The organism is Enterobacter cloacae complex sp. ECL411, assembly GCF_021869665.1.
GTDB lineage: Bacteria > Pseudomonadota > Gammaproteobacteria > Enterobacterales > Enterobacteriaceae > Enterobacter > Enterobacter intestinihominis.
Map to the genome: position 1 here is coordinate 3,188,438 of NZ_CP091486.1, position 26,456 is coordinate 3,214,893.

At 55.3% G+C, this 26,456-nt stretch carries 17 protein-coding genes; 8 read left to right on the plus strand and 9 right to left on the minus strand.

All coding sequences use genetic code 11. From position 1 onward, the window contains the following. Positions 1 to 75 precede the first annotated feature (75 nt). A complete protein-coding gene (eco, locus tag L3069_RS15160; protein WP_032622478.1) occupies positions 76 to 585 on the plus strand; it encodes a serine protease inhibitor ecotin in 510 nt (169 codons plus the stop codon). A gap of 570 nt (positions 586 to 1,155) precedes the next feature. On the opposite strand, the gene mqo is transcribed toward eco, so the two are convergent. Continuing rightward, the gene (gene mqo / locus L3069_RS15165) at positions 1,156 to 2,805 is read right to left on the minus strand and encodes a malate dehydrogenase (quinone) (protein ID WP_032623890.1); all 1,650 of its coding nucleotides are present in this window, start codon (positions 2,803 to 2,805) and stop codon (positions 1,156 to 1,158) included. 187 nt (positions 2,806 to 2,992) lie between these two features. Between mqo and L3069_RS15170 the strand changes: the two genes are divergently transcribed. Next, positions 2,993 to 4,288 (plus strand): SulP family inorganic anion transporter, encoded by a 1,296-nt coding sequence (locus tag L3069_RS15170; protein ID WP_063135869.1) that lies wholly within the window; start codon positions 2,993 to 2,995, stop codon positions 4,286 to 4,288. Here the strand turns inward: L3069_RS15170 and mgtE are convergent. The 6 genes from mgtE to L3069_RS15200 all read right to left on the minus strand — a co-directional run bounded on the left by mgtE (position 4,251) and on the right by L3069_RS15200 (position 11,589). After that, positions 4,251 to 5,687, minus strand: a complete 1,437-nt coding sequence (mgtE, locus tag L3069_RS15175) for a magnesium transporter (RefSeq protein WP_006811337.1) — start codon at positions 5,685 to 5,687, stop codon at positions 4,251 to 4,253. The two genes, L3069_RS15170 and mgtE, sit on opposite strands and share 38 nt — an antisense overlap. A 140-nt stretch (positions 5,688 to 5,827) precedes the next feature. Continuing rightward, a complete protein-coding gene (locus L3069_RS15180; RefSeq protein ID WP_003859392.1) occupies positions 5,828 to 7,471 on the minus strand; it encodes a multidrug ABC transporter permease/ATP-binding protein in 1,644 nt (547 codons plus the stop codon). Positions 7,472 to 7,547: 76 nt separating this feature from the next. Beyond that, positions 7,548 to 8,198: a DNA oxidative demethylase AlkB gene (gene alkB, locus L3069_RS15185; RefSeq protein WP_236901888.1), complete on the minus strand. Its 651-nt coding sequence runs from the start codon at positions 8,196 to 8,198 to the stop codon at positions 7,548 to 7,550. After that, positions 8,198 to 9,256 carry a bifunctional DNA-binding transcriptional regulator/O6-methylguanine-DNA methyltransferase Ada gene (gene ada, locus L3069_RS15190; RefSeq protein ID WP_038416433.1) on the minus strand — a complete coding sequence of 353 codons (1,059 nt, stop codon included), beginning with the start codon at positions 9,254 to 9,256 and terminating at the stop codon, positions 8,198 to 8,200. The genes alkB and ada overlap by 1 nt, the downstream gene beginning before the upstream one ends. 72 nt (positions 9,257 to 9,328) lie before the next feature. After that, the gene (gene apbE / locus L3069_RS15195; protein ID WP_100167644.1) at positions 9,329 to 10,384 is read right to left on the minus strand and encodes an FAD:protein FMN transferase ApbE; all 1,056 of its coding nucleotides are present in this window, start codon (positions 10,382 to 10,384) and stop codon (positions 9,329 to 9,331) included. Between the two features lie 113 nt (positions 10,385 to 10,497). Then, entirely contained in the window at positions 10,498 to 11,589 is a 1,092-nt protein-coding gene (locus L3069_RS15200; RefSeq protein ID WP_023306624.1) for a porin OmpC, read from the minus strand. A 745-nt stretch (positions 11,590 to 12,334) separates the two neighbouring features. Between L3069_RS15200 and rcsD the strand changes: the two genes are divergently transcribed. Together rcsD and rcsB are read left to right on the plus strand one after the other, a co-directional pair. Then, complete coding sequence (rcsD, locus tag L3069_RS15205; protein WP_023300606.1) at positions 12,335 to 15,007, plus strand: phosphotransferase RcsD; 2,673 nt, start codon at positions 12,335 to 12,337, stop codon at positions 15,005 to 15,007. A 16-nt stretch (positions 15,008 to 15,023) separates the two neighbouring features. Continuing rightward, positions 15,024 to 15,674 (plus strand): response regulator transcription factor RcsB, encoded by a 651-nt coding sequence (rcsB, locus tag L3069_RS15210; protein WP_003859405.1) that lies wholly within the window; start codon positions 15,024 to 15,026, stop codon positions 15,672 to 15,674. Between the two features lie 111 nt (positions 15,675 to 15,785). Here the strand turns inward: rcsB and rcsC are convergent, their stop codons facing one another. Both rcsC and gyrA read right to left on the minus strand, forming a co-directional pair. Beyond that, positions 15,786 to 18,632 carry a two-component system sensor histidine kinase RcsC gene (rcsC, locus tag L3069_RS15215; RefSeq protein WP_038416435.1) on the minus strand — a complete coding sequence of 949 codons (2,847 nt, stop codon included), beginning with the start codon at positions 18,630 to 18,632 and terminating at the stop codon, positions 15,786 to 15,788. Between the two features lie 134 nt (positions 18,633 to 18,766). Further along, positions 18,767 to 21,403 (minus strand): DNA topoisomerase (ATP-hydrolyzing) subunit A, encoded by a 2,637-nt coding sequence (gyrA, locus tag L3069_RS15220; protein ID WP_022648800.1) that lies wholly within the window; start codon positions 21,401 to 21,403, stop codon positions 18,767 to 18,769. 146 nt (positions 21,404 to 21,549) lie between these two features. On the opposite strand from gyrA, the gene ubiG reads away from it, so the two are divergent. From ubiG to yfaE, 4 genes are all read left to right on the plus strand, one after another. Further along, on the plus strand, positions 21,550 to 22,278 hold the full coding sequence (gene ubiG, locus L3069_RS15225; RefSeq protein ID WP_100167642.1) for a bifunctional 2-polyprenyl-6-hydroxyphenol methylase/3-demethylubiquinol 3-O-methyltransferase UbiG: 729 nt from the start codon (positions 21,550 to 21,552) through the stop codon (positions 22,276 to 22,278). A 349-nt stretch (positions 22,279 to 22,627) separates the two neighbouring features. After that, positions 22,628 to 24,913 (plus strand): class 1a ribonucleoside-diphosphate reductase subunit alpha, encoded by a 2,286-nt coding sequence (nrdA, locus tag L3069_RS15230; RefSeq protein WP_100167641.1) that lies wholly within the window; start codon positions 22,628 to 22,630, stop codon positions 24,911 to 24,913. A 108-nt stretch (positions 24,914 to 25,021) separates the two neighbouring features. Then, the gene (gene nrdB, locus L3069_RS15235) at positions 25,022 to 26,152 is read left to right on the plus strand and encodes a class Ia ribonucleoside-diphosphate reductase subunit beta (protein ID WP_022648802.1); all 1,131 of its coding nucleotides are present in this window, start codon (positions 25,022 to 25,024) and stop codon (positions 26,150 to 26,152) included. After that, the gene (yfaE, locus tag L3069_RS15240; protein WP_003859419.1) at positions 26,152 to 26,406 is read left to right on the plus strand and encodes a class I ribonucleotide reductase maintenance protein YfaE; all 255 of its coding nucleotides are present in this window, start codon (positions 26,152 to 26,154) and stop codon (positions 26,404 to 26,406) included. Before nrdB ends, yfaE begins: the two co-directional genes overlap by 1 nt. The last annotated feature ends 50 nt before the right edge of the window (positions 26,407 to 26,456 follow it).

Here is a 26,456-nt window from a genome sequence, read left to right on the forward strand (position 1 = left end):
GAAAATGTGAGTAAATTACGCCAACCATTCACATACATTATGTTAGTCTTTCCGGGATCGTTTTAACAAAAAGGAATGACAGTGAAAAACGCACCTAAATTTGCCATCGCCCTTATCGCCGCTGCGTGCGCGAGCACCAGCGCTTTCGCCAGCGAAACCCCAAAAGAGCAGCCGCTGGAAAAAGTTGCCCCGTATCCGCAAGCGGACAAAGGGATGAAGCGCCAGGTTATTCAGCTCCCGGCTCAGCAGAATGAAGGGAATTTCAAAGTCGAGCTGTTAATCGGCCAAACGCTGGAAGTGGACTGCAACCAGCATCGTCTGGGCGGCCAACTGGAAAGCAAAACACTGGAAGGCTGGGGTTATGACTACTATGTCTTCGACAAAGTAACCTCGCCAGTCTCCACCATGATGGCGTGCCCGGACGGCAAGAAAGAGAAGAAATTTATCACCGCCTATCTGGGTGATAACAGTCTGCTGCGCTATAACAGCAAGCTGCCGATTGTCGTTTATACGCCGGAAAACGTGGATGTGAAATATCGCGTATGGAAGGCGGATGAGACGGTAGGACAAGCAGTAGTTCGTTAAAAATAAGTCGGGTGGCGCTCACGCTTACCCGACCAGGAAAGGGTGCGTTCTGGTGCCCTCACCCCAACCCTCTCCCACCGGGCTGAGGGATCCCCAGTAATTTTTTATGCAGAAGCAATAAAGTTGCTTTCTAAATGACTGAGGGCTGTCAGCGATGCCCTGGTCCGGCTGTAAATCGCTGAGGCGTTTCCTGCAGGCCGGGGCGAGGCGCAGGGATGCGCCGAGAGGGCGGCTTTACAGGGACGTTGCCTCCGCCCGTACCCGATAAGCCGGAAGGAATGAGCCGAGGGCACCGCGAAGCGGCGATTTACCGCCGGGAGCCCGGGTCGCCAGGGTGGTGGCGACTGAGCCACCCTGGCACGTTCACCGGTCATGTCGTTACAGAGTAGCAAGGAACATAAAGTGAACGGAATGACCACCACCGCCGTATGTTCCCCTCACCCTAACCCTCTCCCCGGAGGGGCGAGGGGATTGCTCAGTGCTCGCATTAATTTGTGGGGAACCCTCAGCCCACCGGGAGAGGGAGAAAACACGAAAAACGGTAATGGATGTTACCGTTTTGCGTTTAGCTTACAGCGCGATATCCGCCACCGGCTTGCTTTCCGCCTGCGGCTTCAGCTCTGCCTTCGGCGCAGCATCCGCAGCCTGCGGTTTGACGTATTGCAGTTGCAGAACGCGGCTGGTGTATTCCAGCTCTTGTTCCGTGGCGTCAACGTTACCGTTCAGCTTCGTACCGTAGGATGGAATAATGGTTTTCAGCTTCGCCTGCCATTCCGGGCTGGATACTTTGTCCTTAAACACTTTTTCCATCAGGTGTAGCATGATTGGCGCAGCGGTAGACGCCCCCGGGGATGCTCCCAGCAGCGCGGCAATAGTGCCATCCTTATCGCTTACTACTTCGGTACCCAGACGCAGCACGCCGCCCTCTTTCGGATCGCGTTTGATGATCTGCACGCGCTGACCTGCCTGCCACAGACGCCAGTCTTCTTTCTTCGCCTGCGGATAGTACTCTTTCAGCGCCTCGAAGCGTTCTTCATCAGAGAGCATCACCTGGCTAATCAGGTATTTCACCAGATCGAAGTTATCCAGTCCCACGTCCATCATTGGCTTGACGTTTGACGTCGTGGTCGCGCTCAGCAGATCCCAAAGGGAACCGTTTTTCAGGAACTTGGTAGAGAATGTAGCGAACGGCCCGAACAGCACCACGCGCTTACCGTCCAGCATACGGGTGTCGATATGGGGAACGGACATCGGTGGCGCACCAACAGAAGCCTGACCGTACACTTTAGCCAGATGACGGTTAACCACTTCAGGGTTTTCCGACACCAGGAACTGGCCGCCAACCGGGAAGCCGGCGTAGTCGTCCGCTTCCGGAATACCGGACTCCTGCAACAGTTTCAGCGCCGCGCCGCCAGCACCGATAAACACGAACTTCGCCTTAATCACATGCTCGGCTTCGTTGTTTTTCAGATCGGCAACGGTCACGCTCCAGCTGTTATCCGCGTTGCGCTTGAAACCACGTACTTCGGAGCTGAGTTGCAGGTTAAAGTTCTCTTTTTTCTTCAGAGAGGCCACCAGCTGACGGGTGATTTCACCGTAGTTAACGTCAGTACCAATTTCAGTGCGGGTGGCCGCCACTTTCTGGTTCGGATCGCGGCCTTCCATAACCAGCGGCGCCCACTCTTTGATTTGAGCGTGATCTTCAGAGTATTTCATCCCGCGGAACAGCGTGCTCTGTTGCAGGGCTGCGTAGCGCGCGCGCAGGAAGTTGACGTTTTGATCGCCCCACACAAAGCTCATGTGCGGAACGGTGTTGATGAAGGAGTGCGGATTGTGCAACACACCGCTGTTCACCTGGTGAGACCAGAACTGACGTGAGATCTGGAACGCTTCGTTGATCTCTACCGCCTTCTCGATACTAATGGAACCGTCCTTTTTCTGCGGCGTATAGTTCAGTTCCATAAGTGCCGAGTGCCCCGTCCCGGCGTTATTCCAGCCGTTAGAGCTTTCCTGCGCCACGCCATCAAGGCGCTCGACCATGGTCATGGACCAGTTCGGCTCTAATTCCTGAAGATATGTGCCCAGCGTGGCGCTCATGATGCCGCCACCAATTAAAAGGACATCCGTTTCCTGCTCTTTTGGTGCGTCAGCCTTCGCCGCCAGCGAGACGGCGTTCAGCCCCACGGCCAGAGAAAAGAGCACGGCAGTCATTTTTTTCATCATTTATGCCTTAGTTGAATAGTGCTTGATGCGTAGAAATTACAGGTGAAACACGCTGCGGTGGCACGGTAGCAACTTTTAAATATTGTTTAAAGGTTACGAAATTATTGTAATTGTGAAATTTAATGATGGATTGTTTGTAGGGTTTTGGCATACAGGCTGGCACCCGACGATTTTCCTGGCTATGATGCTGCACTTTGTGATCGCGCGCACGGAAGCCTGCCCCTACCAGCGAATTGTTATGTCATTACCTCACTCGTCTGTACCCCAAGAAGGCCATGTCGCCACCGTTTTACGTTCGCCTCAACGTCTGATGCGCGAAACCCTGGCCGGCGTGATTACCGCGCTGGCGCTGATCCCGGAAGTGATTTCGTTTTCCGTGGTCGCGGGCGTGGATCCGAAAGTGAGCCTTATCGCCTCCGTGGTGCTCTGTTTCGCCCTTTCCCTGCTCGGCGGGCGTCCGGCCATGGTGACGGCGGCGGCCGGTTCCGTCGCGCTGGTGATTGGCCCGATGGTCCATCAACACGGCGTACAGTACATTCTGCCCGCGGTGGTGATGGCTGGCGTGATTCAGATCCTGTTCGGCGCGCTGGGAATGGCGCGGCTGATGCGCTTTATTCCCCAGTCGGTGATGACCGGGTTTGTTAACGCCCTTGGCATTTTGATTTTCTTTGCCCAGGTGCCCCATTTCTGGAGCCGAAGCCCGTTGATAGTGGGCCTGTTCGTGCTGACGCTGCTGATTGTGCTGTGGGTGCCACGCTATATCAAAAGCGTGCCCTCCCCGCTGATTGCCATTGTGCTGCTAACTTTGTTCACCGTCACCAGCGGGCAAATCCTGCCAACGGTAGGGGATGAAGGCTCCATGAGCGACGGTTTGCCGGGCTTTACGCAACTGCTGGTGCCGCTCAATCTGGAAACCCTGAGCATTATCTGGCCGTGCGCGCTAAGTATCGCTTTTGTTGGCCTGCTGGAATCGCTACTGACGGCTAAGCTGGTGGATGAACTGACCGTTACCCCTTCAAGCAAGCGCCGCGAGAGCATCGGTCTGGGCGTGGGGAATATTATGGCCGGGTTCTACGGCGGCATTGCGGGCTGCGCGATGATTGGGCAGACCATCGTTAACGTGGAGATGGGGAAAGGCAGAAGCCGTATCTCCACCCTTGCGGCGGGTATCGTACTGCTTGTGCTGGTTACGGCGCTCAGCGAGGTGATGGCCAAAATCCCGATGGCGGTACTGGCGGGTATTATGGCCATTGTGGCCGTCAAGACCTTTAGCTGGCATAGCGTTCAGCCCGGAACGCTGAAAAACGCGCCGGTGGCTGAAACCGTCGTGATGCTGGTGACGGTTGTGGCAACGGTTTCCACCGGCAACCTGGCGATTGGCGTGCTGGGCGGGATTGTGATGATGTTCATCCTCCCTGCCCGACTTAAGCAAAAAGCACTGGCTACAGAAGAAAAATCGTCGCCAGTCCAAGAAAAATAAAGAAACCGCCGGTATCGGTAATGGCGGTGATCATCACGCTCGACCCCACCGCGGGGTCGCGCCCAAGCCGGGTCATCGTTAATGGGATAATCACGCCCATCATCGCCGCCACCAGCAGGTTCAGCACCATCGCCAGCATCATGACCCCGCCCAGCGCCATATCATCGTACAGCCACCAGGTAATGCCGCCCATGATGCCGCCCCAGACAAGGCCGTTAATCAGCGCGACGCCCATCTCCCTGAAAATCAGCCACGAAAAATTACCCGGCTGAATGTTTTCCAGCGCCAGGGCGCGAACGATCATGGTGATTGTCTGGTTGCCGGTGTTCCCGCCGATCCCCGCCACAATCGGCATCAACGACGCCAGGGCCACCAGCTGGGAAATGGTATGTTCGAAGCCGTCAATAACGCGGGACGCCACGAACGCGGTGCATAAATTGATGGCGAGCCACGCCCAGCGGGTTTTGACGGCCTTGCCGACGGAGGCATGAACATCGTCTTCGGCACTGATACCGCCAAGGGCACGCAGGTCGTTATCGGTCTCTTCATAGACCACGTCAACGATCTCATCAATGGTCAGACGCCCCATCAGCTTGCCCACCGAATCCACCACCGCCGCGCTCACCAGGTCATCACGTTCGAAGGTACGCGCGGCTTTTTCGGCATCGTCTTCCGGCGAGAAGACCATCGGCTCGGTTTCCATGACCTCACTTACCCGCTGCTGGGTGCTGTTCAGCAGGATCGTTTTCAGCTCCAGCTCCCCGAGCAGGGTTTTATCCCGCGAGGTGACGAACAGTTTATCGGTGTTGTCCGGCATACTGCCCAGGCGACGAAGATAGCGCTGCACCGTACCCAGGGTGACGTCCGGACGCACGGTGATGACGCCAAACTCCATGATCGCGCCGACGCTGTTTTTCTCGTAGTGCATCACCTGACGCACGCGCGCCCGCTCCTCGGCAGGCAGGGAAGCCAGCAGGCGTCCGGTCAGGTTGCGCGGAAGATGCTGAACGAGGTAAATCTGCTCATCGATATCCAGCGTTTGCAGGGCGTCAAGAATGTCCCGATCGCTCATCTCATCGATAAGGTCATCCCAGACGTTTTCCGAGGCTTCAAGCAGCACCTGACCGCGCTCGTGATCCTGCACCAGCCGCCACAGGGCGTGGCGCTCCTCGGAAGGCAATGCCTCCAGGGTGTCCGCCAGATCCGGAGGTGGTAAATGTGCAACCAGCGCACCTACCTCAGCAATATCGTCGGCCAGCGTGCCGACATCATATTGCTCAGCCAGGGTTAGCTTACCCAATAACGTTGACGTGACCGCTTTATCGGTCGTCAGGAGCCAGATGAGCCGCGCACGCTCCTGGTCACGCTGCCTGGCGCTGTTTTTCTTTAATACCGACATCAATCATAAATCCATTAAATGAGTTGGCGTTAAGCATAGCGCGGGGATATGTAAATAAGAATAAACGGCGGGTCGGGATGGAGAAAAAAACGGCATATATGAAAAATTAGTGTGCCGGGGGCCACCCGGCACAATTGCAATCAGGCCGTGCGCGCCACCGCGTCCCGTGACGCCGCATCGCGCTCATCGCCGGTCAGCTCGCTCAGTTTGCCGTCGCGCATCTCCAGCAGACGGTCGGCGTGAATGAAGTAGTGATCGTCATGGCTGATGGCAAAAATGGTTTTCCCCATCGCCTGCATCAGCGGCAGCAGGACCTGATAAAACTCGCGACGGAAGTGCGGGTCCTGATCGGCGGCCCATTCATCCAGCAGGATGATGTCGCGCTCTTCGGCCAGCGCCAGCAGCAGCGCCACGCGCTTCTTCTGCCCTTTCGACAGCTTGAGATTCAGGATTTTGCCATCCTGTAGCTCCAGCTTGTGTGACATTTGCAGATGCGCAAGCCACTTCTCCACCAGCGCCGGATCCGCCTGCTGCCCTTCCGGGCCCAGCAGCCGGTCGAACAGCCAGACGTCGGTAAATACCGCCGAGAAGAGCTTGCGGTAGTCCTCCGGTTTCTCCGCGCTCAGCGCTTTACCATCCAGCAAAATTTCGCCTGACTGCGGCTGGTAGAGGCCCGTCAGCAGCATCGCCAGCGTGGATTTGCCGCTGCCGTTACCGCCGATCAGGAACAGCAGTTCGCCGCGGTGAATGGTCAGATTTATCGGCCCCACGGAGAAGGCGTTATCCTGATAGCGGAAGGTCACGTTACGCAGCTCAAGCGTTTGCCAGTTCGGGAAGGCCTGCGGGCGCGGGAACTCAGCCTTAAACGGCGCAAGGTCGAACTTCTTCAGCTTGTTGAAGGCCACCTGTGCACTCAGCAGCGTCGGCAGTGCGCCAACGGCCGACAGCAGCGGCGTGCGTAAAAACAGCAGCGTCAGGGAGTACGTTGCCGCCACGTTGGTATCCGCCCACCCCAGGCTGTTCGCCATCCAGAACACCAGGCCAATGGCACCCAGCATCATGATGTTGGACCAGTTCACGGCACTCAGGTGGAACGTATCGGCGCGAATAATGTGATGACGATATTCGTGCGCATCCGGGATATAGAGATGGTTGAAGATATGTTCGGCGCGCTCGCGGTTCAGCGTCAGCTCTTTGCGCCCTTCCAGCACTGTCTGATAATCGTTATAGAGCTTGTCTTCCGTTTCGCGCAGCACCGCCATGTGCTTATAGACGCGTGATACCAGCAGGAACCCGCCCCAGATGGTAATAACAATCCACAGCGCCGTTACCGCCAGCATTTTGCTGGAGAGCCAGGCGAGATAGGCTGCCGAGCCAAAGGTCAGGATGATCCCCTGCACCAGCTCCGGCAGGCGTACAAAGGCGATGGTAATGGCGCGCACATCGCTGGTCAGCCCCGCCAGCAGAGAAGCACTTCCCAGCTGTTCGATGCGTTCCACCTGAGTATCAAGGATCCGTTTGATGAACTCGCTGCGCAGACGGAAAACGAAGTGGTGGCCGAGCGCGGTCAGCGCCAGCTGTGACCCGAGCGTGACTGCCATCAGCAGCAGCAGTAAACCCAGAAATTCCGGCAGGACGGAGAGTGACGTGTCGACCATTTCGATCAAACGCACGTTAATGAAGGCAATCAGGCCGATCCCCAGCGCCGCGCTGGCAAGGCTTAGCGCCATCACCGCGATAAAAGGCCAGCGATACTGCCGCCAGACAAGAAGAAGTAGTTGCATGCAGAGCAATCCGGACAAGAAAAATCAGCCAGCAGTGTAAACTGCCTTTCACACACATCAAGAATAATTCTTATTTTTATTCTCTGTACGCTGCCTGGCGGAACGTGAGGTTGTAGCGAAACGCCCCCGCCACCGGGTGATCGCCATTTTTAAGCGGCTGAATACCGTGATAAAAAAGCAGTGATTCACCGCCCCAGACCACCACATCGCCATGCTCCAGCATCAGCCGTTTGAGCGGGTCGTTGCGCCGCAGGCCGCCAAACTGAAAGACAGCGGGCAACCCAAGGGATACCGAGACAATCGGCGCGCGCAGGTCAGGCTCGTCCTTATCCTGATGCAGGGAGAGCTTTGCCCCGACGGCATAGCGGTTGATCAGACAGGCATCGGGACGAAAATCAGGATAGCCGGCCGCGACGGCGGCATCGTGACACAGCGCCTGAAACGCCTCCGGCATCGGCGGCCACGGCCGATCCGTCAGCGGGTCGTTCGCGGCATATACATAGCCCCGCTCATTCGTCGCCCATCCCAGTTCGCCGCAGTTGGTCATCGCCACAGACATGGTATACCCGCCCGGCGTGACCATATGGCGAAACGGCGAACGTGCGGTGACGGTATCAATACCGTCGAACAGCGCCGCCGCGCGGGAAAGCGCAAAACGTCTCAGGATCGTCGCCCCCGGCGCGAGCGGCTCCTGCCAGGGTTCAGCATCAGCAAAAAGATCGAGCATTATCCCTCCGGGTTGTTCGCCTCACGTTTCAACAATAGCACCTTACGCGCTGCGCCCCAGCGATAACCCGACAGCGCACCGTCGTTACGCACCACGCGGTGACAGGGGATAACTATCGCCAGTTTGTTGGCTCCGCAGGCCCCCGCCACGGCACGTACGGCATTGGGTTTACCAATGGCCTTCGCCACCTGCTGATAGCTCGCCGTTTCACCGCAGGGGATAGCCCGCAGCGCCTGCCAGACCTGCTGCTGGAAGGCGGTACCCCGGATATCCAGCGGTAACGTCAACGGCGTCGCGCGGCTGTCGACAGAGGCAATCACCTGACGAACACGCCCGGCAAATGCGCCTTCCATCGGTTCACGGACGGCAAGCGGAAACAGTGACAGCAGCTCAGCCGTCAGCCCGGCGTCGTCATCACCCAGCAGTATTGCGCAGATCCCGCGCTCGCTTTCCGCCACCAGACAGTGGCCCAGCGAGCAGTCGCTGATGGCATAGCGGACCGCAGCCTCTCCGTTACGGTACTGTTTCGCCGTCATGCCCAGCGCGCCGTTGGCTTTACGGTAGTAGCTGCTGCCGTCCGGGAAGCCAGCGGCCAGTACGGCGTCGGTGATTTTACCGCCCTGTGCAAGCAGGCTACGCAGGCGTTGTTCACGCGCAGCCTGCTGCCATGCTTTCGGCGTCATGCCGGTGACGGATTTAAACAAGCGGTGGAAATGGAACGGACTCATGCCAACCTGCTGCGCCAGGGCCTCCAGGTTCAGCGCGGCATCCTGCTCAAGCAGTCGGCAGGCCAGCGCAACGTTGGCCTTTTTCTGCGCCATAGGGTCGACCTGGTCCGGCCTACAGCGCTTACAGGGGCGGAAACCCGCCTGCGCGGCCTGGTGAGCATCAGGATAAAAGCAGACATTTTTACGCAGCGCGTGGCGGGCACGGCAGGACGGACGACAATAAATGCCGGTCGTCTGCACGGCCAAAACAAACTGGTTATCCGCACGCGGATCGCGGGCCAGAACAGCCTGCCAGCGATCCTCATCGGTAAGATAGGTTGTGTTTTTCATCATCGGCTCCTCTTACAAGCATACGCTCAGCTTGCCTGAACGCCACCGAACAAAAACCCGCAACCTTGCTTTTTAATTTTTTTCGCTCACCAGGAAGCTGTTGAACTGCGGTGAACTCCAGGTTTTAAACCCGTCAGCCTCTTTGGTGATCATATAAACGGCCAGCCCTTCCTGACGCACCACCTCTTTGGCCTTCTCCGTGCCGAGCACCATCAATCCGGTATCCCAGGCATCGGCTTCCAGCGCAGTTGGCGCTATCACCGTCACGGACACCAGGTTGTGGGTAATCGGGCGTCCGGTTTGCGGATCAATCACATGCGAGATACGTTTGCCATCCAGCTCGTAATAGTTGCGGTAGCTTCCGGAGGTGCTGATACCGTGCCCGTTGGTGTCGACAATCGCCTGCACCGCGTTCTGCTGATCGGTTGGTTTTTGGATGGCCACTCGCCACGGCCTGCCGCTGGTGTTCATGCCCCGGCTGACGAGCGCGCCCCCGACGGAAACCAGATAACGGGGAATACCTTCCTGCGCCATCAGGGCCGCGAGATGATCCGCAGCATACCCCTCGCCTACCGTGGAGAGATCCACAAACAGGTCGGGAATGTCTTTTTGCAGGTATTGCTGACCGTACTGGGAGATCACCGCCAGATGCTGTAACCCTGTACGCGCGCGGGCGTCGTCGATGGCGGCTTGATCGGGTGTGGTCACCGGCTGCTTGTTGGGGCCAAATCCCCACAGGTTCACCAGCGGCCCAACGGTCACGTCCATTGCGCCGTTGGTTTTGTAGCCCACGCGCATGGCTTCCGTGACGATATCGGCCATTGCTTCGCTCACCGGCCACAGCGAGGTGCTGCTGGAGCGATTGAAACGCATCAGCGCTGAGTCATTTTTATAGGTAGAGAGTAGCTGATCGTCGGCATCCAGCTGCGCCTGAATTTTACCGCGTAGTTCTTCAGCGCGGGACTTATCAATATCCATCACGCTGACGCGCCAGAAGGTCCCCATGGTTTTCCCTTCCAGCACCGTCGCGGCGGGTGCGTCGATTTTTGCGGGCTGTGTAGAAGAGTCACACGCGGTCAGGAGTAAAAAAGTCGCCAGAACGCTGGCGCGTAAAAAAGTCATATCCATTGGTTATTATCCTCATGCCAGGGCGGCAAGAGTACACTAAAACAGCGTATTTGAAGACCCTAAAAAAGCATGAAAAAAGGGGCCTGATGGCCCCTTTGTTGCAGTATGAGCAATTAGAACTGGTAAACCAGACCCAGCGCGACGATATCGTCAGTACCGATACCTGTCTGACGGGTGAAGTCATTTTCATCCAGCAGGTTGATTTTGTAATCAACATAGGTGGACATGTTTTTGTTGAAGTAGTAAGTCGCACCCACGTCAACATACTTCAGGATATCCTGATCGCCATAGTTTTCGATGTCTTTACCTTTAGACTGCAGGTAAGCCACGGATGGACGCAGGCCGAAGTCGAACTGATACTGAGCAACCACTTCGAAGTTCTGCGCTTTGTTAGCCCAGCCCTGATCGCCAACGCGGGTCGCGTTGTAAGTCTGAGTATACTGTGCAGCCAGGTAGATGTTGTTCGCGTCGTATTTCAGACCACCGGTGTAGGTCTCTGCGCGATCGCCTTCACCGTAGTAGCCCGCAGCGTTCTGGTCAGCAGTACGTTTAGAACTGGTGACTGCCGTACCGAGTGCGAAGCCTTCGCCCAGATCGTAAGTCAGAGAGCCGCCGTAGCCGTCACCGTTCTGACGCAGCGCGTCACGACCGTTGTTGGTCTGGCCTTCGCCGCTTGGGCTGCCGTTTTTACCCTGGTACTGCAACGCGAAGTTCAGACCATCAACCAGACCGAAGAAGTCCTGGTTACGGTAGGTCGCGAAGCCGTTACCACGCTGCTGCATGAAGTTGTCAGAACCGTAGGTATCGCCGCCGAACTCCGGCAGAACGTCGGTCCAGGAAGTCACATCGTAAACAACGCCGTAGTTACGACCGTAGTCGAATGAACCCGCATCAGCGAATTTCAGACCTGCGAACGCCACACGCGTCCATGAGTTGTTTTCGTTCTCACCAGAGTTACCCTGGATCTGGTATTCCCACTGGCCGTAACCGGTCAGCTGGTCGTTAACCTGAGTTTCGCCTTTGAAGCCCAGACGCATGTAGGTCTGGTCGCCGTCTGCACTGTCGTCATCAGAGAAATAGTGCAGGCCATCCACTTTACCGTACAGATCTAATTTGTTGCCGTCTTTGTTATAAATTTCAGCCGCATTTGCTGCGCCTGCCACCAGCAGAGCTGGTACCAGGAGGGACAGTACTTTAACTTTCATTTTATTAACCCTCTGTTATATGCCTTATTATTTACCACTGCTTACTGGTCAACCCTCTTAACCAGTCGGCAAGTTCATTCTCCTCAAAAATGCAGAATAATCCAACAGGAATATGATACGAAAACTTTGAAGATGTTTCACTTTACCATCAAGATGTTTCAATATGTAAATTTCAAGGAACTTTCACAAAGCATCAAAAGTTTAAAAATATAGCACGGATAATCAAAACAAAAATATATCCTATAAAATTCAAAAGACTAACTTAAAAAAGAGTACAGCACTGAATGACAAAAAAATTCCCGTCAACACCACTAAAATAACCCTCGCTATCATCATTAACTTTATTTATTACCGTCATTCAGTTCTGAATGTCTGTTTATCCCTAATTGAACCGGATGCTCCGCATTCGGTTTTTTTTTACCTTTCTTTACGTCAACAGACATTTTATGTGCTACCCGTCCGTAATGATAACGACTATTAACTAAATCCATCGCCCGGCGATTACAGATTTTCCTTTTCACTTTCAAAATTAATTTCTTGTTAATTCGTGCTATTTTACTGCCGTTGTAACAGCATATTTGTACATTTCACTGGGTTTTGTACATCTTTCACACGGATGACGTTGAAGCGGGTTGCGACAGATAAAAAGTCAAGGTCATACCGATAACGACGCTGGAAATTCAGTTATTACCCTTTATACTGCCCTATCCCATTACCGCGCGGCCATTACGGGTTAAACACATCGATGAGTCAGACTGAAACTACCGCCCCGAGCAAATTCTCCCTTCTACCGGGCAGCATCACCCGTTTCTTTCTTCTGTTGATCGTTGTGCTGTTAGTCACAATGGGAGTGATGGTTCAGAGCGCCGTGAATACCTGGCTTAAAGATAAAAGCTATCAAATTGTCGATATCACCCATGCGGTGCATAAGCGCATTGATACGTGGCGCTACGCGACCTGGCAAATCTACGACAATATCGCCGCCGCACCTGCCACCTCATCAGGCGAAGGGTTGCAGGAAACGCGCCTTAAGCAGGATGTGTATTACCTTGAAAAACCGCAGCGCAAGACGGAAGCCCTGATTTTCGGCTCGCACGACAGCGCAACGCTTGAGATGACGCAGCGGATCTCCTCCTATCTGGACACCCTGTGGGGCGCCGAGACCGTACCGTGGTCCATGTATTACCTGAACGGTCAGGACAACAGCATGATCCTGATCTCGACCCTGCCGCTTAAGGATCTCTCGTCGGGCTTTAAAGAGACCACCGTTGGCAGCATTGTCGATTCCCGTCGGGCAGAAATGCTGCAACAGGCCAACGCGCTGGACGAGCGCGAAAGTTTCTCGTCATTACGCCGTCTTGCCTGGCAGAATGGCCACTACTTTACGCTGCGAACCACCTTTAACCAGCCGGGCCATCTGGCGACCGTGGTTGCCTTCGATCTGCCAATTAACGATCTTATCCCGCCGGATATGCCGCTGGACAGTTTCCGACTGGAGCCAGACAACAGCACCCAAAATATGCGCACGCCGTCGGATAAAGAAGGCCCGGACAGCGTAGCGATCTCCTTTAATGGCTCGAAGATTGAGATTGCCTCATCGCTCAACTCAACCGGTATGCGGCTGGTGTGGCAGGTGCCTTTTGGCACCCTGATGCTTGATACCCTGCAAAACATTATGCTGCCGCTGCTGTTGAATATCGGCCTGCTGGCGCTGGCGCTGTTTGGCTACAGCACCTTCCGTTTCCAGTCGGGCCGCCAGAGCGACTCGACGTCGGTATCAGCTGGGACCAGCAACGAGTTGCGTGTTCTTCGTGCCCTGAATGAAGAGATTATTTCCGTGCTGCCGCTTGGGGTGCTTGTTCACGATCAGGAGGCAAACCGGACGGTGATGAGCAACAAAATTGCCGATCACCTTCTGCCGCATCTTAACCTGCAAAATATTACGGCCATGGCGGACCAGCATCAGGGCGTCATTCAGGCCACCATTAATAATGAACTGTATGAGATCCGTCAGTTCCGCAGTCAGGTCGCCTCGCGCACGCAAATCTTCATCATCCGCGATCAGGATCGCGAAGTGCTGGTGAATAAAAAGCTCAAGCAGGCGCAAAGGCTGTATGAGAAAAACCAGCATGGCCGCGCGGCGTTTATGCAAAACATTGGCGATGCCTTTAAACAGCCGCTGAAGTCACTCGCCACGCAGATTGCTGATTTAAGCACGCCGGAAAGCCGACAGCTTAGCAGCCAGGCCGACTCGCTGGTTCGTCTGGTGGACGAAATCCAGCTTGCGAACATGCTGGAGAATGACATCTGGAAGGGCACCCCTACGCTCTTCTCCATTCAGGATCTGATTGATGAGGTGGTTCCGGAAGTCCTGCCGGTGATCAAGCGCAAAGGGCTCCAGCTGCTGATCAACAACCATTTACCGGCCAATGACGAGCGTCACGGCGATCGCGATGCCCTGCGTCGCATCCTGATGATGTTGATTCAGTATGCCGTCACCACGACACAGATCGGCAAGATCACCCTTGAAGTCAGCACCGATGAGTCCACCGACGATCGTCTGACGTTCCGTATTCTGGATACGGGCGAAGGCGTCACCGTGAGCGAAATCGATAACCTGCACTTCCCGTTCCTGAACGATACCCAGCGCGACCACTACGGTAAGGCGAATGCCCTCACCTTCTGGCTCTGCGATCAGCTGGCGCGTAAGCTGGGCGGTCATCTGAACATTAAGGCGCGCGAATCCCTCGGCACCCGCTACTCCTTGCATGTTAAAATGGCGGCGAATCCTCAGGAAGAGGATGAAGAGCGTCTGCTGGATGATGTGGTGGTGATGGTGGACGTGACCTCCAGTGAGATCCGTAATATCGTCGTTCGTCAGCTGGAAAACTGGGGCGCGTCCTGCATTACCCCGGACGAAAGGCTCGCGAGTCAAGAATTTGATCTATTTTTAACTGATAATCCGTCTAATCTTACTGCCTCCGGCTTGCTTTTAAGCGATGATGAGCCAGGCGTGCGGAAAATCGGCCCTGGGCAGCTGCGCGTCAACTTTAATATGAGCAATGCAATGCAGGAAGCTGTATTACAACTGATTGAAGAGAATCTGGCGCAGGAAGAGATCCTGGAGTCACCGTTAGGCGGCGATGAAAATGCCGAACTCCATGCCAGCGGATATTATTCGCTCTTCGTTGATACAGTACCAGATGATGTTAAGCGGTTGTATACTGAGTCCGCTGCGCAGGATTTTGCAGCGCTGGCACAGACAGCACACCGGCTTAAAGGGGTGTTTGCCATGCTTAATCTGGTTCCCGGCAAGCAGTTATGTGAAACGCTGGAACATCTAATTCGTGAGAAAGATGCCTCTGGCATTGAAAAATACATCAGCGACATTGACGCTTACGTCAAGAGCTTGCTGTAGCAAGGTAGCCTTATACATGAACAATATGAACGTAATTATTGCCGATGACCATCCGATTGTACTGTTCGGTATTCGCAAATCACTTGAACAGATCGAGTGGGTGAATGTAGTCGGTGAATTTGAAGATTCCACAGCCCTTATTAACAACCTGCCTAAACTTGATGCGCACGTGCTCATTACCGATCTCTCCATGCCTGGGGATAAATACGGTGATGGGATTACGCTCATCAAATACATTAAACGCCACTTCCCGGACATTTCGATCATTGTTCTGACCATGAACAATAACCCTGCGATCCTGAGCGCCGTTCTGGATCTTGATATTGAAGGGATTGTGCTGAAACAAGGCGCACCTACCGATCTGCCTAAAGCGCTGGCGGCGTTACAGAAAGGGAAGAAATTCACGCCTGAGAGCGTCTCACGCCTGCTTGAAAAAATCAGCGCAGGTGGCTATGGCGACAAGCGTCTCTCGCCTAAAGAGAGTGAAGTTCTGCGTCTGTTCGCTGAAGGTTTCCTGGTTACTGAAATCGCCAAGAAACTGAACCGCAGTATTAAAACCATCAGTAGCCAGAAAAAATCCGCGATGATGAAGCTGGGTGTGGATAACGATATCGCCCTGCTGAACTATCTATCTTCCGTGACGCTGAGCGCAACGGACAAAGATTGATCGTCGCTGTCTACGCCGGGTGCCCCTCGCGGTTACCCGGTCTAAAGACCCCGTAGGCCCGCGCAAGCGCAGTGCCGTCGGACACATAAAAAAGGCCCTTTCGGGCCTTTTTTATTGTCTTGCTTTTCGCACCCGCTCCGCATACACGGATAGCGTCTGCTTCAGTACATCCAGCGTGACCGGCTTCGACAGGCAGCTGTCCATTCCCGACTCCAGACAGCGCTGCTTCTCCTCCGCCAGTGCGTTGGCTGTCACCCCCACCACCGGCAGCGTCAGCCCCAGCTGTCGGATACGCTGCGTCAGACGATAGCCGTCCATGTTAGGCATGTTCACATCGCTGAGCACAATATCAATATGATTCTTACTTAAGACATTCAGGGCATCCACACCATCATTGGCCGTTTTACACTGATAGCCCAGAGAGCCAAGCTGGTCTGCGAGCAGACGACGGTTAATCGGATGATCGTCGACGACCAGAATCATCATATCGTCATTCACCGATGCCAGCTCATCAGGGGAAGCCAGCACGGTAGCGCCATCGCTGTCCTCAAGCTGTACGCTGTAAATACGCGCCAGCAAGCCCAACATTTCGTGCGGTGTCGCCACACTGTGCACCCATACCCCGGGCGAACGCTCAATCGGAATACCGATATGACGGCGGCAGAACATCACCACGCCCCGCCCCGCCCACGCCTTGTCTGGCTCAACGTCAGTAATCAGCATGTCATCTGCGTCCGGCGTCTGGCCTTCATAGCGTGAGACCCGCACACCGCTGCTGGTCAGCATCGAGGTCAGGAAATCATGTAAGGAGGCGTTGTGCACCGCCAGCCAGCAGTGCTTATCGCTCAGCCCGTCGACCGTGGTTTTCACCGGATAGTGTGCCGAGTAGAGCGGGATACGGATGGTGAACTGGCTGCCCATACCCGGCTCGGTATCGACGGAGATATCCCCGTCCATCATGCTGATAAGCTTCTCGCAAATCGCCAGGCCCAGCCCGGTCCCCTGGAAATTACGCTGGACGCCCGTCCCCACCTGGAAGAACGGATCGAACAGGCGAACGACCTCTTTCGCCGGAATGCCAACACCCGTGTCGCGCACGCGAATAGTCAGGTACTCCCCTGCCCGGCAGACATGCAGCACAATACAGCCGATATCGGTGAATTTGATGGCGTTGCTTAGCAGGTTCGAGATGACCTGTTGCAGACGCATCGGATCGCCATGCAGCGTCAGCGGCACATCCGGCTCGATAAAGCAGTACAGCCCCAGCTGTTTGCGCACCACCAGCGGCAGATAGTTGGCGCTGATATGGTTCATCACCTCGCGCGGGGAGAACTCACGCGGTTCTATTTTCAACTGCTCGGATTCAATTTTAGAGAAGTCGAGAATATCGCTGATAATTTTCAGCAGCAGGCTGGACGAGTTGTTCATCGCCGTCACCAGGCGGTCGACCCCTTTCGGCAGCTCTTTGGTCTGGAGAAGATCGAGGTTACCGATAATGCCGTACAGCGGCGTACGCAGCTCATGGCTGACGGTCGCGAGGAACATCGATTTCGACTGGCTGGCCTGCTCCGCCGCCTGCGCCATATCCTGCAATGACTCTTCCATCTTAACGCGCGCGGAGACGTCCACCAGCACGCAAATCGCCACGTTTTCATTGCGGTAGCGCGAATGGACGAAGCTGATTTGCAGGTTGGTGTGGGTGCTGGTCAGCACATCCACAAAGTTAACCTGTTGCCCACAGATGATCTGCGTTAACCGCTGGCGGTCTTCATGCGTGAGCATGTTCAGGTAGTTATGGGCAAGCTCGTTACTGAGGATATTTGTCCCGTCCTGAGTACGCAGGATACAGATCCCTACCGGCGCCGAGGCGACAATCTTACGGTTAAACTGCTCGTGCTCCTCCAGACGCTGAGCATCCGCTTCCGCCGGAATAAAGATCCGCCGCTCATACATTCTCGCCAGCATAAACAGCGCGACGCCTACCGCGATGTTCAACAAAATGGCGTTAAGGATCAGGATGCGAATGCGCTCCAGCACCTTGTCCACCGGCAGCGAATAGACAATGCTCAGCGACGATGGCGGTAAACTTTTCTTCAGCACCAGCTCGCGGAACCCGGAGGTATAGCCAAACCATGACCGCTCCTGCATCCAGCTGGGCTCCACCTTCAGGCGGTTTTCAGGCCCGGTAAGGGAGATGAGTGGGTGGCCGTTCTCATCCAGAATGGTCACGCCCATCGGCAGACTGCCCGGCGTGAAGAAGTTTTCCATGCGGATGGTTTGTTCAATCCCCAGCAGCGCTTGCAGGCGGTTTCCGAGGTAAACCGGAGTCAGGGCATAGAAATAGCCGACGCCCATGCGCGGCCCCTGGCTTATCCAGAAGATGTTGTTCCCGCGCTCTTCCTGAGGCGCATTGCGGTATTTCACTATGCGCTCATGCAGGCTTTTCAGCGCGTCTTCGCGTTCGACGGGCATATCCCGCAGACCGAAGTCCGCCATGCAAAGATTTTCGTTGCCAATCAGGTAGACGCGGTTTAGATCGTAAGCGGCCGAAAAATTATCGCGCCAGTAGCGCATAAACCATGACAGGGACTCCAGTGAGCCACGCCAGGCTTTGCCCATCGCGGAACAATCGGAGTCCGGGAAGAGCGGTTCGAAATCAGGTACTTCGGTTTTTTCATCCCGACCGCGGAGGGCAAGAATGCCGTTCTCCGCCGTCAGTCGATTCTCAGCGATATACTTAAGCTCTTTCATCACATCAGACGTGCGCTGGATATAGCGCTGGGCCTGATCCGAGCTTAAGTTAAACTCCTGGCGGATCTCCGCTTCTTTCTGGTGTAACGCGTTAACGATGTAAAACACCGAGAGCAGTGCCACCAGCAACCATAGCAGTAGCGCAAGCGCCCGAAACAGATAGCGAGAGACTTTTAACGTGGTACGAAAGGAGACGAGGTATTTCAAAGGGGCGAGGCTCCGCCATCGGGGAAAAAAGAATGTGGTTAAGGTAGCGGTAAACGCGGCTTGTCGCAACGTTCACTTGTCTGCTTGCGCAAAACAAAAGGGCCGGAAACCGGCCCTTTATGCGTCAGGAGACGTTACTCGTCAGCGTCATCCGCTGCTTCATCATCGGTGTCCGCTTCCGGGACGATTTCATCATCCCCTTCCGCGACGCTGCCGTCGATAGAGTCGAGCTCTTCGTCATCCACCGGCTCAGCAACGCGTTGCAGACCGACGACGTTTTCATCTTCCGCAGTACGGATGAGGATAACGCCCTGGGTGTTACGACCCACCACGCTGATCTCTGACACGCGGGTACGCACCAGCGTACCGGCATCGGTGATCATCATGATCTGGTCCGCATCGTCCACCTGTACCGCGCCAACAACGGAACCGTTGCGCTCGGTCACTTTGATGGAGATAACGCCCTGCGTGCCGCGAGACTTGGTCGGGTATTCGCTTTCCGCCGTACGTTTACCGTAGCCGTTCTGGGTGACGGTCAGGATTGCGCCTTCGCCACGCGGAACGATCAGGGAAACCACGCTGTCTTCACCCGCCAGCTTGATACCACGCACGCCGGTCGCCGTACGACCCATTGCGCGCACGGCGTTCTCTTTAAAGCGCACCACTTTACCGGCCGCAGAGAACAGCATCACTTCATCAGAACCGGAGGTCAGATCCACGCCGATCAGCTCGTCGCCTTCGTTCAGGTTCACCGCGATGATCCCGGCGGAACGTGGACGGCTGAATTCGGTCAACGCGGTTTTCTTCACGGTACCGCTCGCGGTTGCCATAAAGACGTTCACGCCCTCTTCGTACTCGCGTACCGGCAGAATGGCGGTGATACGTTCGTTCGCTTCCAGCGGCAGCAGGTTAACGATAGGTCGACCCCGCGCGCCACGGCTCGCTTCCGGCAGCTGATAGACTTTCATCCAGTACAGACGGCCCCGGCTGGAGAAGCAGAGGATCGTGTCGTGGGTGTTGGCCACCAGCAGACGGTCAATGAAGTCTTCTTCTTTAATACGCGCCGCAGATTTGCCTTTACCGCCACGACGCTGTGCTTCGTAGTCGGTCAACGGCTGATACTTCACGTAACCCTGGTGAGACAGCGTCACGACCACGTCTTCGCGGTTGATCAGATCTTCAATGTTGATATCAGAGCTGTTGGCCGTGATTTCGGTGCGACGCTCGTCGCCGAACTGATCGCGAACCAGCTCCAGCTCTTCACGGATCACTTCCATCAGGCGCTCTGCGCTACCCAGGATATGCAGCAGCTCGGCAATCTGCTCCAGCAGCTCTTTGTACTCGTCGAGCAGTTTTTCATGCTCAAGGCCGGTCAGTTTCTGCAAACGCAGATCCAGAATCGCCTGGGCCTGCTGTTCAGTCAGATAGTACTGACCGTCACGCACGCCGAATTCCGGCTCCAGCCACTCAGGACGCGCGGCATCATCGCCGGCACGTTCCAGCATCGCCGCCACGTTACCCAGATCCCATGGACGCGCAACCAGCGACGCCTTCGCTTCTGCCGGCGTCGGCGCACGGCGGATCAGCTCGATGATCGGGTCGATGTTCGCCAGCGCAACGGCCAGTGCTTCAAGGATATGGGCACGATCGCGCGCTTTGCGCAGTTCAAAGATGGTACGGCGAGTCACCACTTCACGGCGGTGACGCACAAACGCGCTCAGGATCTCTTTCAGGTTCATGATCTTCGGCTGGCCATGGTGCAGCGCAACCATGTTGATACCGAAGGAGACCTGAAGCTGAGTCTGGGAGTAAAGGTTGTTCAGCACAACTTCACCCACCGCGTCGCGCTTGATTTCAATCACGATGCGCATACCGTCTTTGTCAGACTCGTCGCGCAGCGCGCTGATGCCTTCAACGCGTTTTTCTTTTACCAGCTCGGCGATTTTTTCAATCAGACGCGCTTTGTTCACCTGATACGGGATCTCGTGAACAATAATGGTTTCACGGCCGGTTTTGGCGTCCGCTTCCACTTCGGCGCGGGCACGGATGTAAATCTTGCCGCGACCGGTGCGGTACGCTTCTTCAATACCGCGACGGCCGTTGATGATTGCCGCCGTCGGGAAGTCCGGGCCCGGGATGTGTTCCATCAGCCCTTCAATGCTGATGTCTTCATCGTCGATGTAGGCCAGGCAGCCGTTAATCACTTCCGTGATGTTGTGCGGCGGAATATTGGTCGCCATACCCACTGCGATACCGGACGAACCGTTCACCAGCAGGTTTGGGATCTTCGTTGGCATAACGTCAGGAATTTTTTCCGTGCCGTCGTAGTTATCAACGAAATCAACCGTCTCTTTTTCCAGGTCAGCCATCAGCTCATGGGCAATCTTCGCCAGACGGATTTCCGTATAACGCATTGCCGCGGCGGAGTCGCCGTCGATAGAACCAAAGTTACCCTGACCATCTACCAGCATGTAACGCAGCGAGAAAGGCTGCGCCATACGGACAATGGTGTCGTACACCGCGATATCACCATGGGGATGGTATTTACCGATTACGTCACCAACGACACGGGCAGATTTTTTGTAGGCTTTATTCCAGTCATTGCCCAATACGTTCATGGCGTATAGTACGCGACGGTGTACCGGCTTAAGGCCATCGCGGACGTCCGGCAGCGCACGGCCAACAATGACCGACATCGCATAGTCCAGATAGGAGCTTTTCAGCTCTTCCTCGATGTTAACCGGTGTAATTTCTCTCGCAAGGTCGCTCATCTAACCGCTATCCCTCTACTGTATCCCGGATTCAAAGGTCGCAAATTATAACACAGCCGCGGTGATACAGGTAAACCTATACGCTTTATTCACAGGGATTGCCTGATATACTCATTTGTCTTGCTAAATAAGGAGTAAAAGCGCCCATGAATGCCGAAAAATCCCCGGTGGCTCACAACGTTGACCACGAAGAGATTGCCAAATTTGAAGCGGTGGCGTCCCGCTGGTGGGATCTCGAAGGTGAGTTCAAACCTCTGCATCGTATTAACCCGCTACGTCTGGGCTATATCGCGGAGCGTTCCGGCGGTCTGTTCGGTAAGAAAGTGCTCGACGTCGGCTGCGGCGGCGGCATCCTGGCGGAAAGCATGGCGCGCGAAGGGGCCACCGTCACCGGTCTGGACATGGGCTTCGAACCTCTACAGGTTGCGCGTCTTCATGCGCTGGAGTCCGGCGTACAGGTAGAATATGTCCAGGAAACCGTGGAAGAGCACGCGGCAAAACATGCGCACCAGTATGACGTGGTGACCTGCATGGAGATGCTGGAGCACGTTCCCGATCCGCAGTCGGTCGTCAGCGCCTGTGCAAAACTGGTGAAACCGGGTGGACAGGTCTTCTTCTCGACCATCAACCGCAACGGCAAAGCCTGGCTGATGGCCGTGGTAAGCGCGGAATATGTGCTGCGCATGGTGCCGAAAGGGACGCACGACGTGAAGAAGTTCATCAAGCCTGCCGAACTGCTGGGCTGGGTTGACCAGACATGGCTTAAGGAACAGCACATGACGGGTCTGCACTACAATCCTCTGACGGATAAATTCAAACTTGCCCCGGGCGTGGATGTTAACTATATGTTGCACACAACCGCCAAAAACGACTAACGTCATTCGTTATTCTTATAAAGATTGCGCGACATCATGTTGCGCAATTCTGACCTCCCGTTGAAGAAATCAGCACTCGATCAAATTTTGAATTTTTTTTCTGGAATATTGACATCTCTTCCAGGCCTTACGGTACGAGGACTTAGCCTTTTTTACCCTTTCACAACCTCAATTTAACGTCAAAATCAACCCTTGTGCTGAAAAGATTCGATACTAGAATACTCACCATATAGCGTTCTTCTTATCGCAAAACCCCTATATGTAGTATTTATCCACAGAGTTAGTCACAAGGCGGTTCTGTGGATAAGCGGGGGATATTTTTTTATTTCACGGACAGGTAAAAACCCACATGAATCAGAGTCTGCTGGTGACAAAGCGCGACGGTACTACCGAGCGTATCAATCTGGACAAAATCCATCGAGTTCTCGACTGGGCAGCAGAAGGACTGAACAACGTATCTATATCCCAGGTCGAACTGCGTTCTCACATTCAGTTCTACGACGGCATCAAAACGTCTGATATCCACGAAACCATTATCAAAGCAGCGGCAGATCTGATCTCCCGCGACGCACCGGATTATCAGTACCTCGCTGCGCGTCTGGCGATTTTCCACCTGCGTAAGAAAGCCTACGGCCAGTTCGAGCCGCCGAAGCTTTACGATCACGTAGTGAAAATGGTTGAGCTGGGCAAATACGACACGCATCTGCTGGAAGACTATACGGAAGAAGAGTTCGAGCAGATGAACGGGTTTATCGATCACTGGCGCGACATGAACTTCTCCTACGCGGCGGTGAAGCAGCTCGAAGGCAAATACCTGGTTCAGAACCGTGTGACGGGCGAAATCTACGAGAGCGCCCAGTTCCTCTATATTCTGGTGGCCGCCTGCCTGTTCTCTAATTATCCACGTGAAACCCGTCTGGACTACGTGAAGCGTTTCTACGATGCGGTCTCTACGTTCAAGATTTCTCTGCCTACGCCAATCATGTCTGGCGTGCGTACCCCTACCCGTCAGTTCAGCTCCTGCGTACTGATCGAGTGTGGTGACAGCCTGGATTCCATCAACGCGACCTCCAGCGCCATCGTAAAATACGTCTCCCAGCGTGCTGGTATCGGCATCAACGCTGGTCGTATCCGTGCGCTGGGCAGCCCGATCCGCGGCGGTGAAGCGTTCCACACCGGCTGTATCCCGTTCTACAAGCACTTCCAGACGGCAGTAAAATCCTGCTCTCAGGGCGGCGTGCGCGGTGGCGCTGCCACCCTGTTCTACCCAATGTGGCACCTGGAAGTGGAAAGCCTGCTGGTTCTGAAGAACAACCGCGGCGTGGAAGGCAACCGCGTGCGTCACATGGACTACGGCGTGCAGATCAACAAGCTGATGTACACCCGCCTGCTGAAAGGTGAAGATATCACCCTGTTCAGCCCATCCGACGTCCCGGGTCTGTACGACGCGTTCTTCGCCGATCAGGACGAATTCGAGCGTCTGTACACCAGATACGAAAAAGACGACAGCATCCGCAAGCAGCGCGTGAAGGCGGTCGATCTGTTCTCCCTGATGATGCAGGAACGTGCCTCTACCGGCCGTATCTACATCCAGAACGTTGACCACTGCAACACCCACAGCCCGTTCGATCCGGTGGTTGCGCCAGTGCGCCAGTCCAACCTGTGCCTGGAGATCGTCCTGCCGACCAAACCGCTGGACGATGTGAACGATGAAAACGGTGAAATCGCCCTGTGTACGCTCTCTGCGTTCAACCTGGGTGCGATTAAGAGCCTGGACGAGCTGGAAGAGCTGGCCGTGCTGGCGGTTCGTGCGCTCGACGCCCTGCTGGACTACCAGGATTACCCAATCCCGGCGGCAAAACGCGGCGCAATGGGCCGTCGCACTTTAGGTATCGGCGTGATCAACTTCGCCTACTGGCTGGCGAAAAACGGCAAGCGTTACTCCGACGGCAGCGCCAACAATCTGACGCACCAGACGTTCGAAGCCATTCAGTACTACCTGATGAAAGCCTCCAACGAGCTGGCGAAAGAACAAGGCGCGTGCCCGTGGTTCAATGAAACCACCTACGCGAAAGGCATTCTGCCGATCGACACCTACAAAAAAGACCTGGATGCGATCGTCAGCGAGCCGCTGCACCTCGACTGGGAAGGCCTGCGCGAGTCCATTAAAACTCACGGCCTGCGTAACTCCACGCTCTCTGCCCTGATGCCGTCCGAGACCTCTTCGCAGATCTCCAACGCCACCAACGGTATTGAGCCACCGCGCGGCCACGTCAGCATCAAAGCGTCGAAAGACGGCGTGCTGCGTCAGGTGGTACCGGATTACGAAACGCTGGGCAACAACTACGAGCTGCTGTGGGAAATGCCAAACAACGATGGCTACCTGCAACTGGTGGGTATCATGCAGAAGTTTATCGACCAGTCGATCTCTGCCAATACCAACTACGACCCGACGCGCTTCCCGTCAGGCAAGGTTCCGATGCAGCAACTGCTGAAAGACCTGCTCACCGCCTACAAATTTGGCGTGAAGACCCTGTACTATCACAACACCCGTGATGGTGCGGAAGACGCCCAGGACGACCTGGCGCCGTCAATTCAGGATGATGGCTGCGAAAGCGGCGCATGTAAGATCTAATAAATTCCCTCACCCTAACCCTCTCCCACAGGGAGAGGGAACTCTTTCCCCCTCTCCCTGTGGGAGAGGGCCGGGGTGAGGGGAAATAACACCACAGGACTCACCGCAATGGCATATACCACCTTTTCACAGACGAAAAACGACCAGCTCAAAGAGCCGATGTTCTTCGGCCAGCCGGTCAACGTGGCACGCTACGATCAGCAAAAATATGACATCTTCGAAAAGCTGATTGAAAAGCAACTCTCTTTCTTCTGGCGTCCGGAAGAAGTTGACGTTTCCCGCGACCGTATCGATTTCCAGGCGCTGCCGGAACACGAAAAGCACATCTTCCTCAGCAACCTGAAATACCAGACGCTGCTGGACTCCATTCAGGGTCGTAGTCCGAACGTGGCGCTGCTGCCGCTGATCTCGATTCCTGAGCTGGAAACCTGGGTTGAGACCTGGGCGTTCTCCGAGACGATCCACTCCCGCTCTTACACCCACATCATCCGCAACATCGTGAACGATCCGGCGGTGGTGTTTGATGATATCGTCACCAACGAACAGATCCAGAAGCGCGCCGAAGGCATTGCGCACTACTATGACGAACTGATCGAGATGACCAGCTACTGGCATCTGCTGGGCGAAGGTACGCACAACGTGAACGGTAAAACCGTCACCGTAAACCTGCGGACCCTGAAAAAACAGCTCTATCTGTGCCTGATGAGCGTCAACGCCCTGGAAGCAATCCGCTTCTACGTGAGCTTCGCCTGCTCCTTCGCGTTTGCCGAGCGCAAACTGATGGAAGGCAACGCCAAAATTATCCGTCTGATTGCCCGTGACGAAGCCCTGCACCTGACCGGGACTCAGCATATGCTGAACCTGCTGCGCAGCGGTGCAGACGATCCGGAGATGGCGGAAATTGCGGAAGAGTGCAAACAGGAATGCTACGACCTGTTCGTGCTGGCGGCCCAGCAGGAGAAAGAGTGGGCAGACTACCTGTTCCGCGACGGCTCCATGATTGGCCTGAACAAAGACATTCTGTGCCAGTACGTTGAGTACATCACCAATATCCGCATGCAGGCCGTCGGTCTCGACCTGCCGTTCCAGACGCGCTCTAACCCAATCCCGTGGATCAACACCTGGCTGGTGTCCGATAACGTGCAGGTCGCGCCGCAGGAAGTGGAAGTGAGTTCTTACCTGGTCGGTCAGATTGATTCTGAAGTCAACACCGACGACCTGAGCGATTTCCAGCTCTGATGAGCCGCGTAACGCTGAGCCTTTCGGGTACAGAGGTGTTGTGCCAGGAAGAGCACCCTTCTCTGCTGGTGGCGCTTGAAGCACATCAGGTAGAAGTCGAGTACCAGTGTCGTGAAGGCTACTGCGGCTCCTGCCGCTGCCGTCTGGTCGCAGGCCAGGTAGACTGGCTGACCGAACCGCTGGCCTTTATCAGTGAAGGGGAAATTTTGCCCTGCTGCTGCCGGGCAAAAGGCGATATAGAGATCGAGATGTGATGTTGTCCTTATCCCCTCTCCCGGTGGGCTGAGGGTTCCCCACAAATTAA

Bases quoted from the DNA above. Each gene is read 5' to 3' on its own strand.
- eco (WP_032622478.1), top strand. From the start codon at position 76: ATGACAGTGAAAAACGCACCTAAATTTGCCATCGCCCTTATCGCCGCT.
- mqo (WP_032623890.1), bottom strand. From the start codon at position 2,805: ATGAAAAAAATGACTGCCGTGCTCTTTTCTCTGGCCGTGGGGCTGAAC.
- L3069_RS15170 (WP_063135869.1), top strand. From the start codon at position 2,993: ATGCTGCACTTTGTGATCGCGCGCACGGAAGCCTGCCCCTACCAGCGA.
- mgtE (WP_006811337.1), bottom strand. From the start codon at position 5,687: ATGTCGGTATTAAAGAAAAACAGCGCCAGGCAGCGTGACCAGGAGCGT.
- L3069_RS15180 (WP_003859392.1), bottom strand. From the start codon at position 7,471: ATGCAACTACTTCTTCTTGTCTGGCGGCAGTATCGCTGGCCTTTTATC.
- alkB (WP_236901888.1), bottom strand. From the start codon at position 8,198: ATGCTCGATCTTTTTGCTGATGCTGAACCCTGGCAGGAGCCGCTCGCG.
- ada (WP_038416433.1), bottom strand. From the start codon at position 9,256: ATGAAAAACACAACCTATCTTACCGATGAGGATCGCTGGCAGGCTGTT.
- apbE (WP_100167644.1), bottom strand. From the start codon at position 10,384: ATGGATATGACTTTTTTACGCGCCAGCGTTCTGGCGACTTTTTTACTC.
- L3069_RS15200 (WP_023306624.1), bottom strand. From the start codon at position 11,589: ATGAAAGTTAAAGTACTGTCCCTCCTGGTACCAGCTCTGCTGGTGGCA.
- rcsD (WP_023300606.1), top strand. From the start codon at position 12,335: ATGAGTCAGACTGAAACTACCGCCCCGAGCAAATTCTCCCTTCTACCG.
- rcsB (WP_003859405.1), top strand. From the start codon at position 15,024: ATGAACAATATGAACGTAATTATTGCCGATGACCATCCGATTGTACTG.
- gyrA (WP_022648800.1), bottom strand. From the start codon at position 21,403: ATGAGCGACCTTGCGAGAGAAATTACACCGGTTAACATCGAGGAAGAG.
- ubiG (WP_100167642.1), top strand. From the start codon at position 21,550: ATGAATGCCGAAAAATCCCCGGTGGCTCACAACGTTGACCACGAAGAG.
- nrdA (WP_100167641.1), top strand. From the start codon at position 22,628: ATGAATCAGAGTCTGCTGGTGACAAAGCGCGACGGTACTACCGAGCGT.
- nrdB (WP_022648802.1), top strand. From the start codon at position 25,022: ATGGCATATACCACCTTTTCACAGACGAAAAACGACCAGCTCAAAGAG.
- yfaE (WP_003859419.1), top strand. From the start codon at position 26,152: ATGAGCCGCGTAACGCTGAGCCTTTCGGGTACAGAGGTGTTGTGCCAG.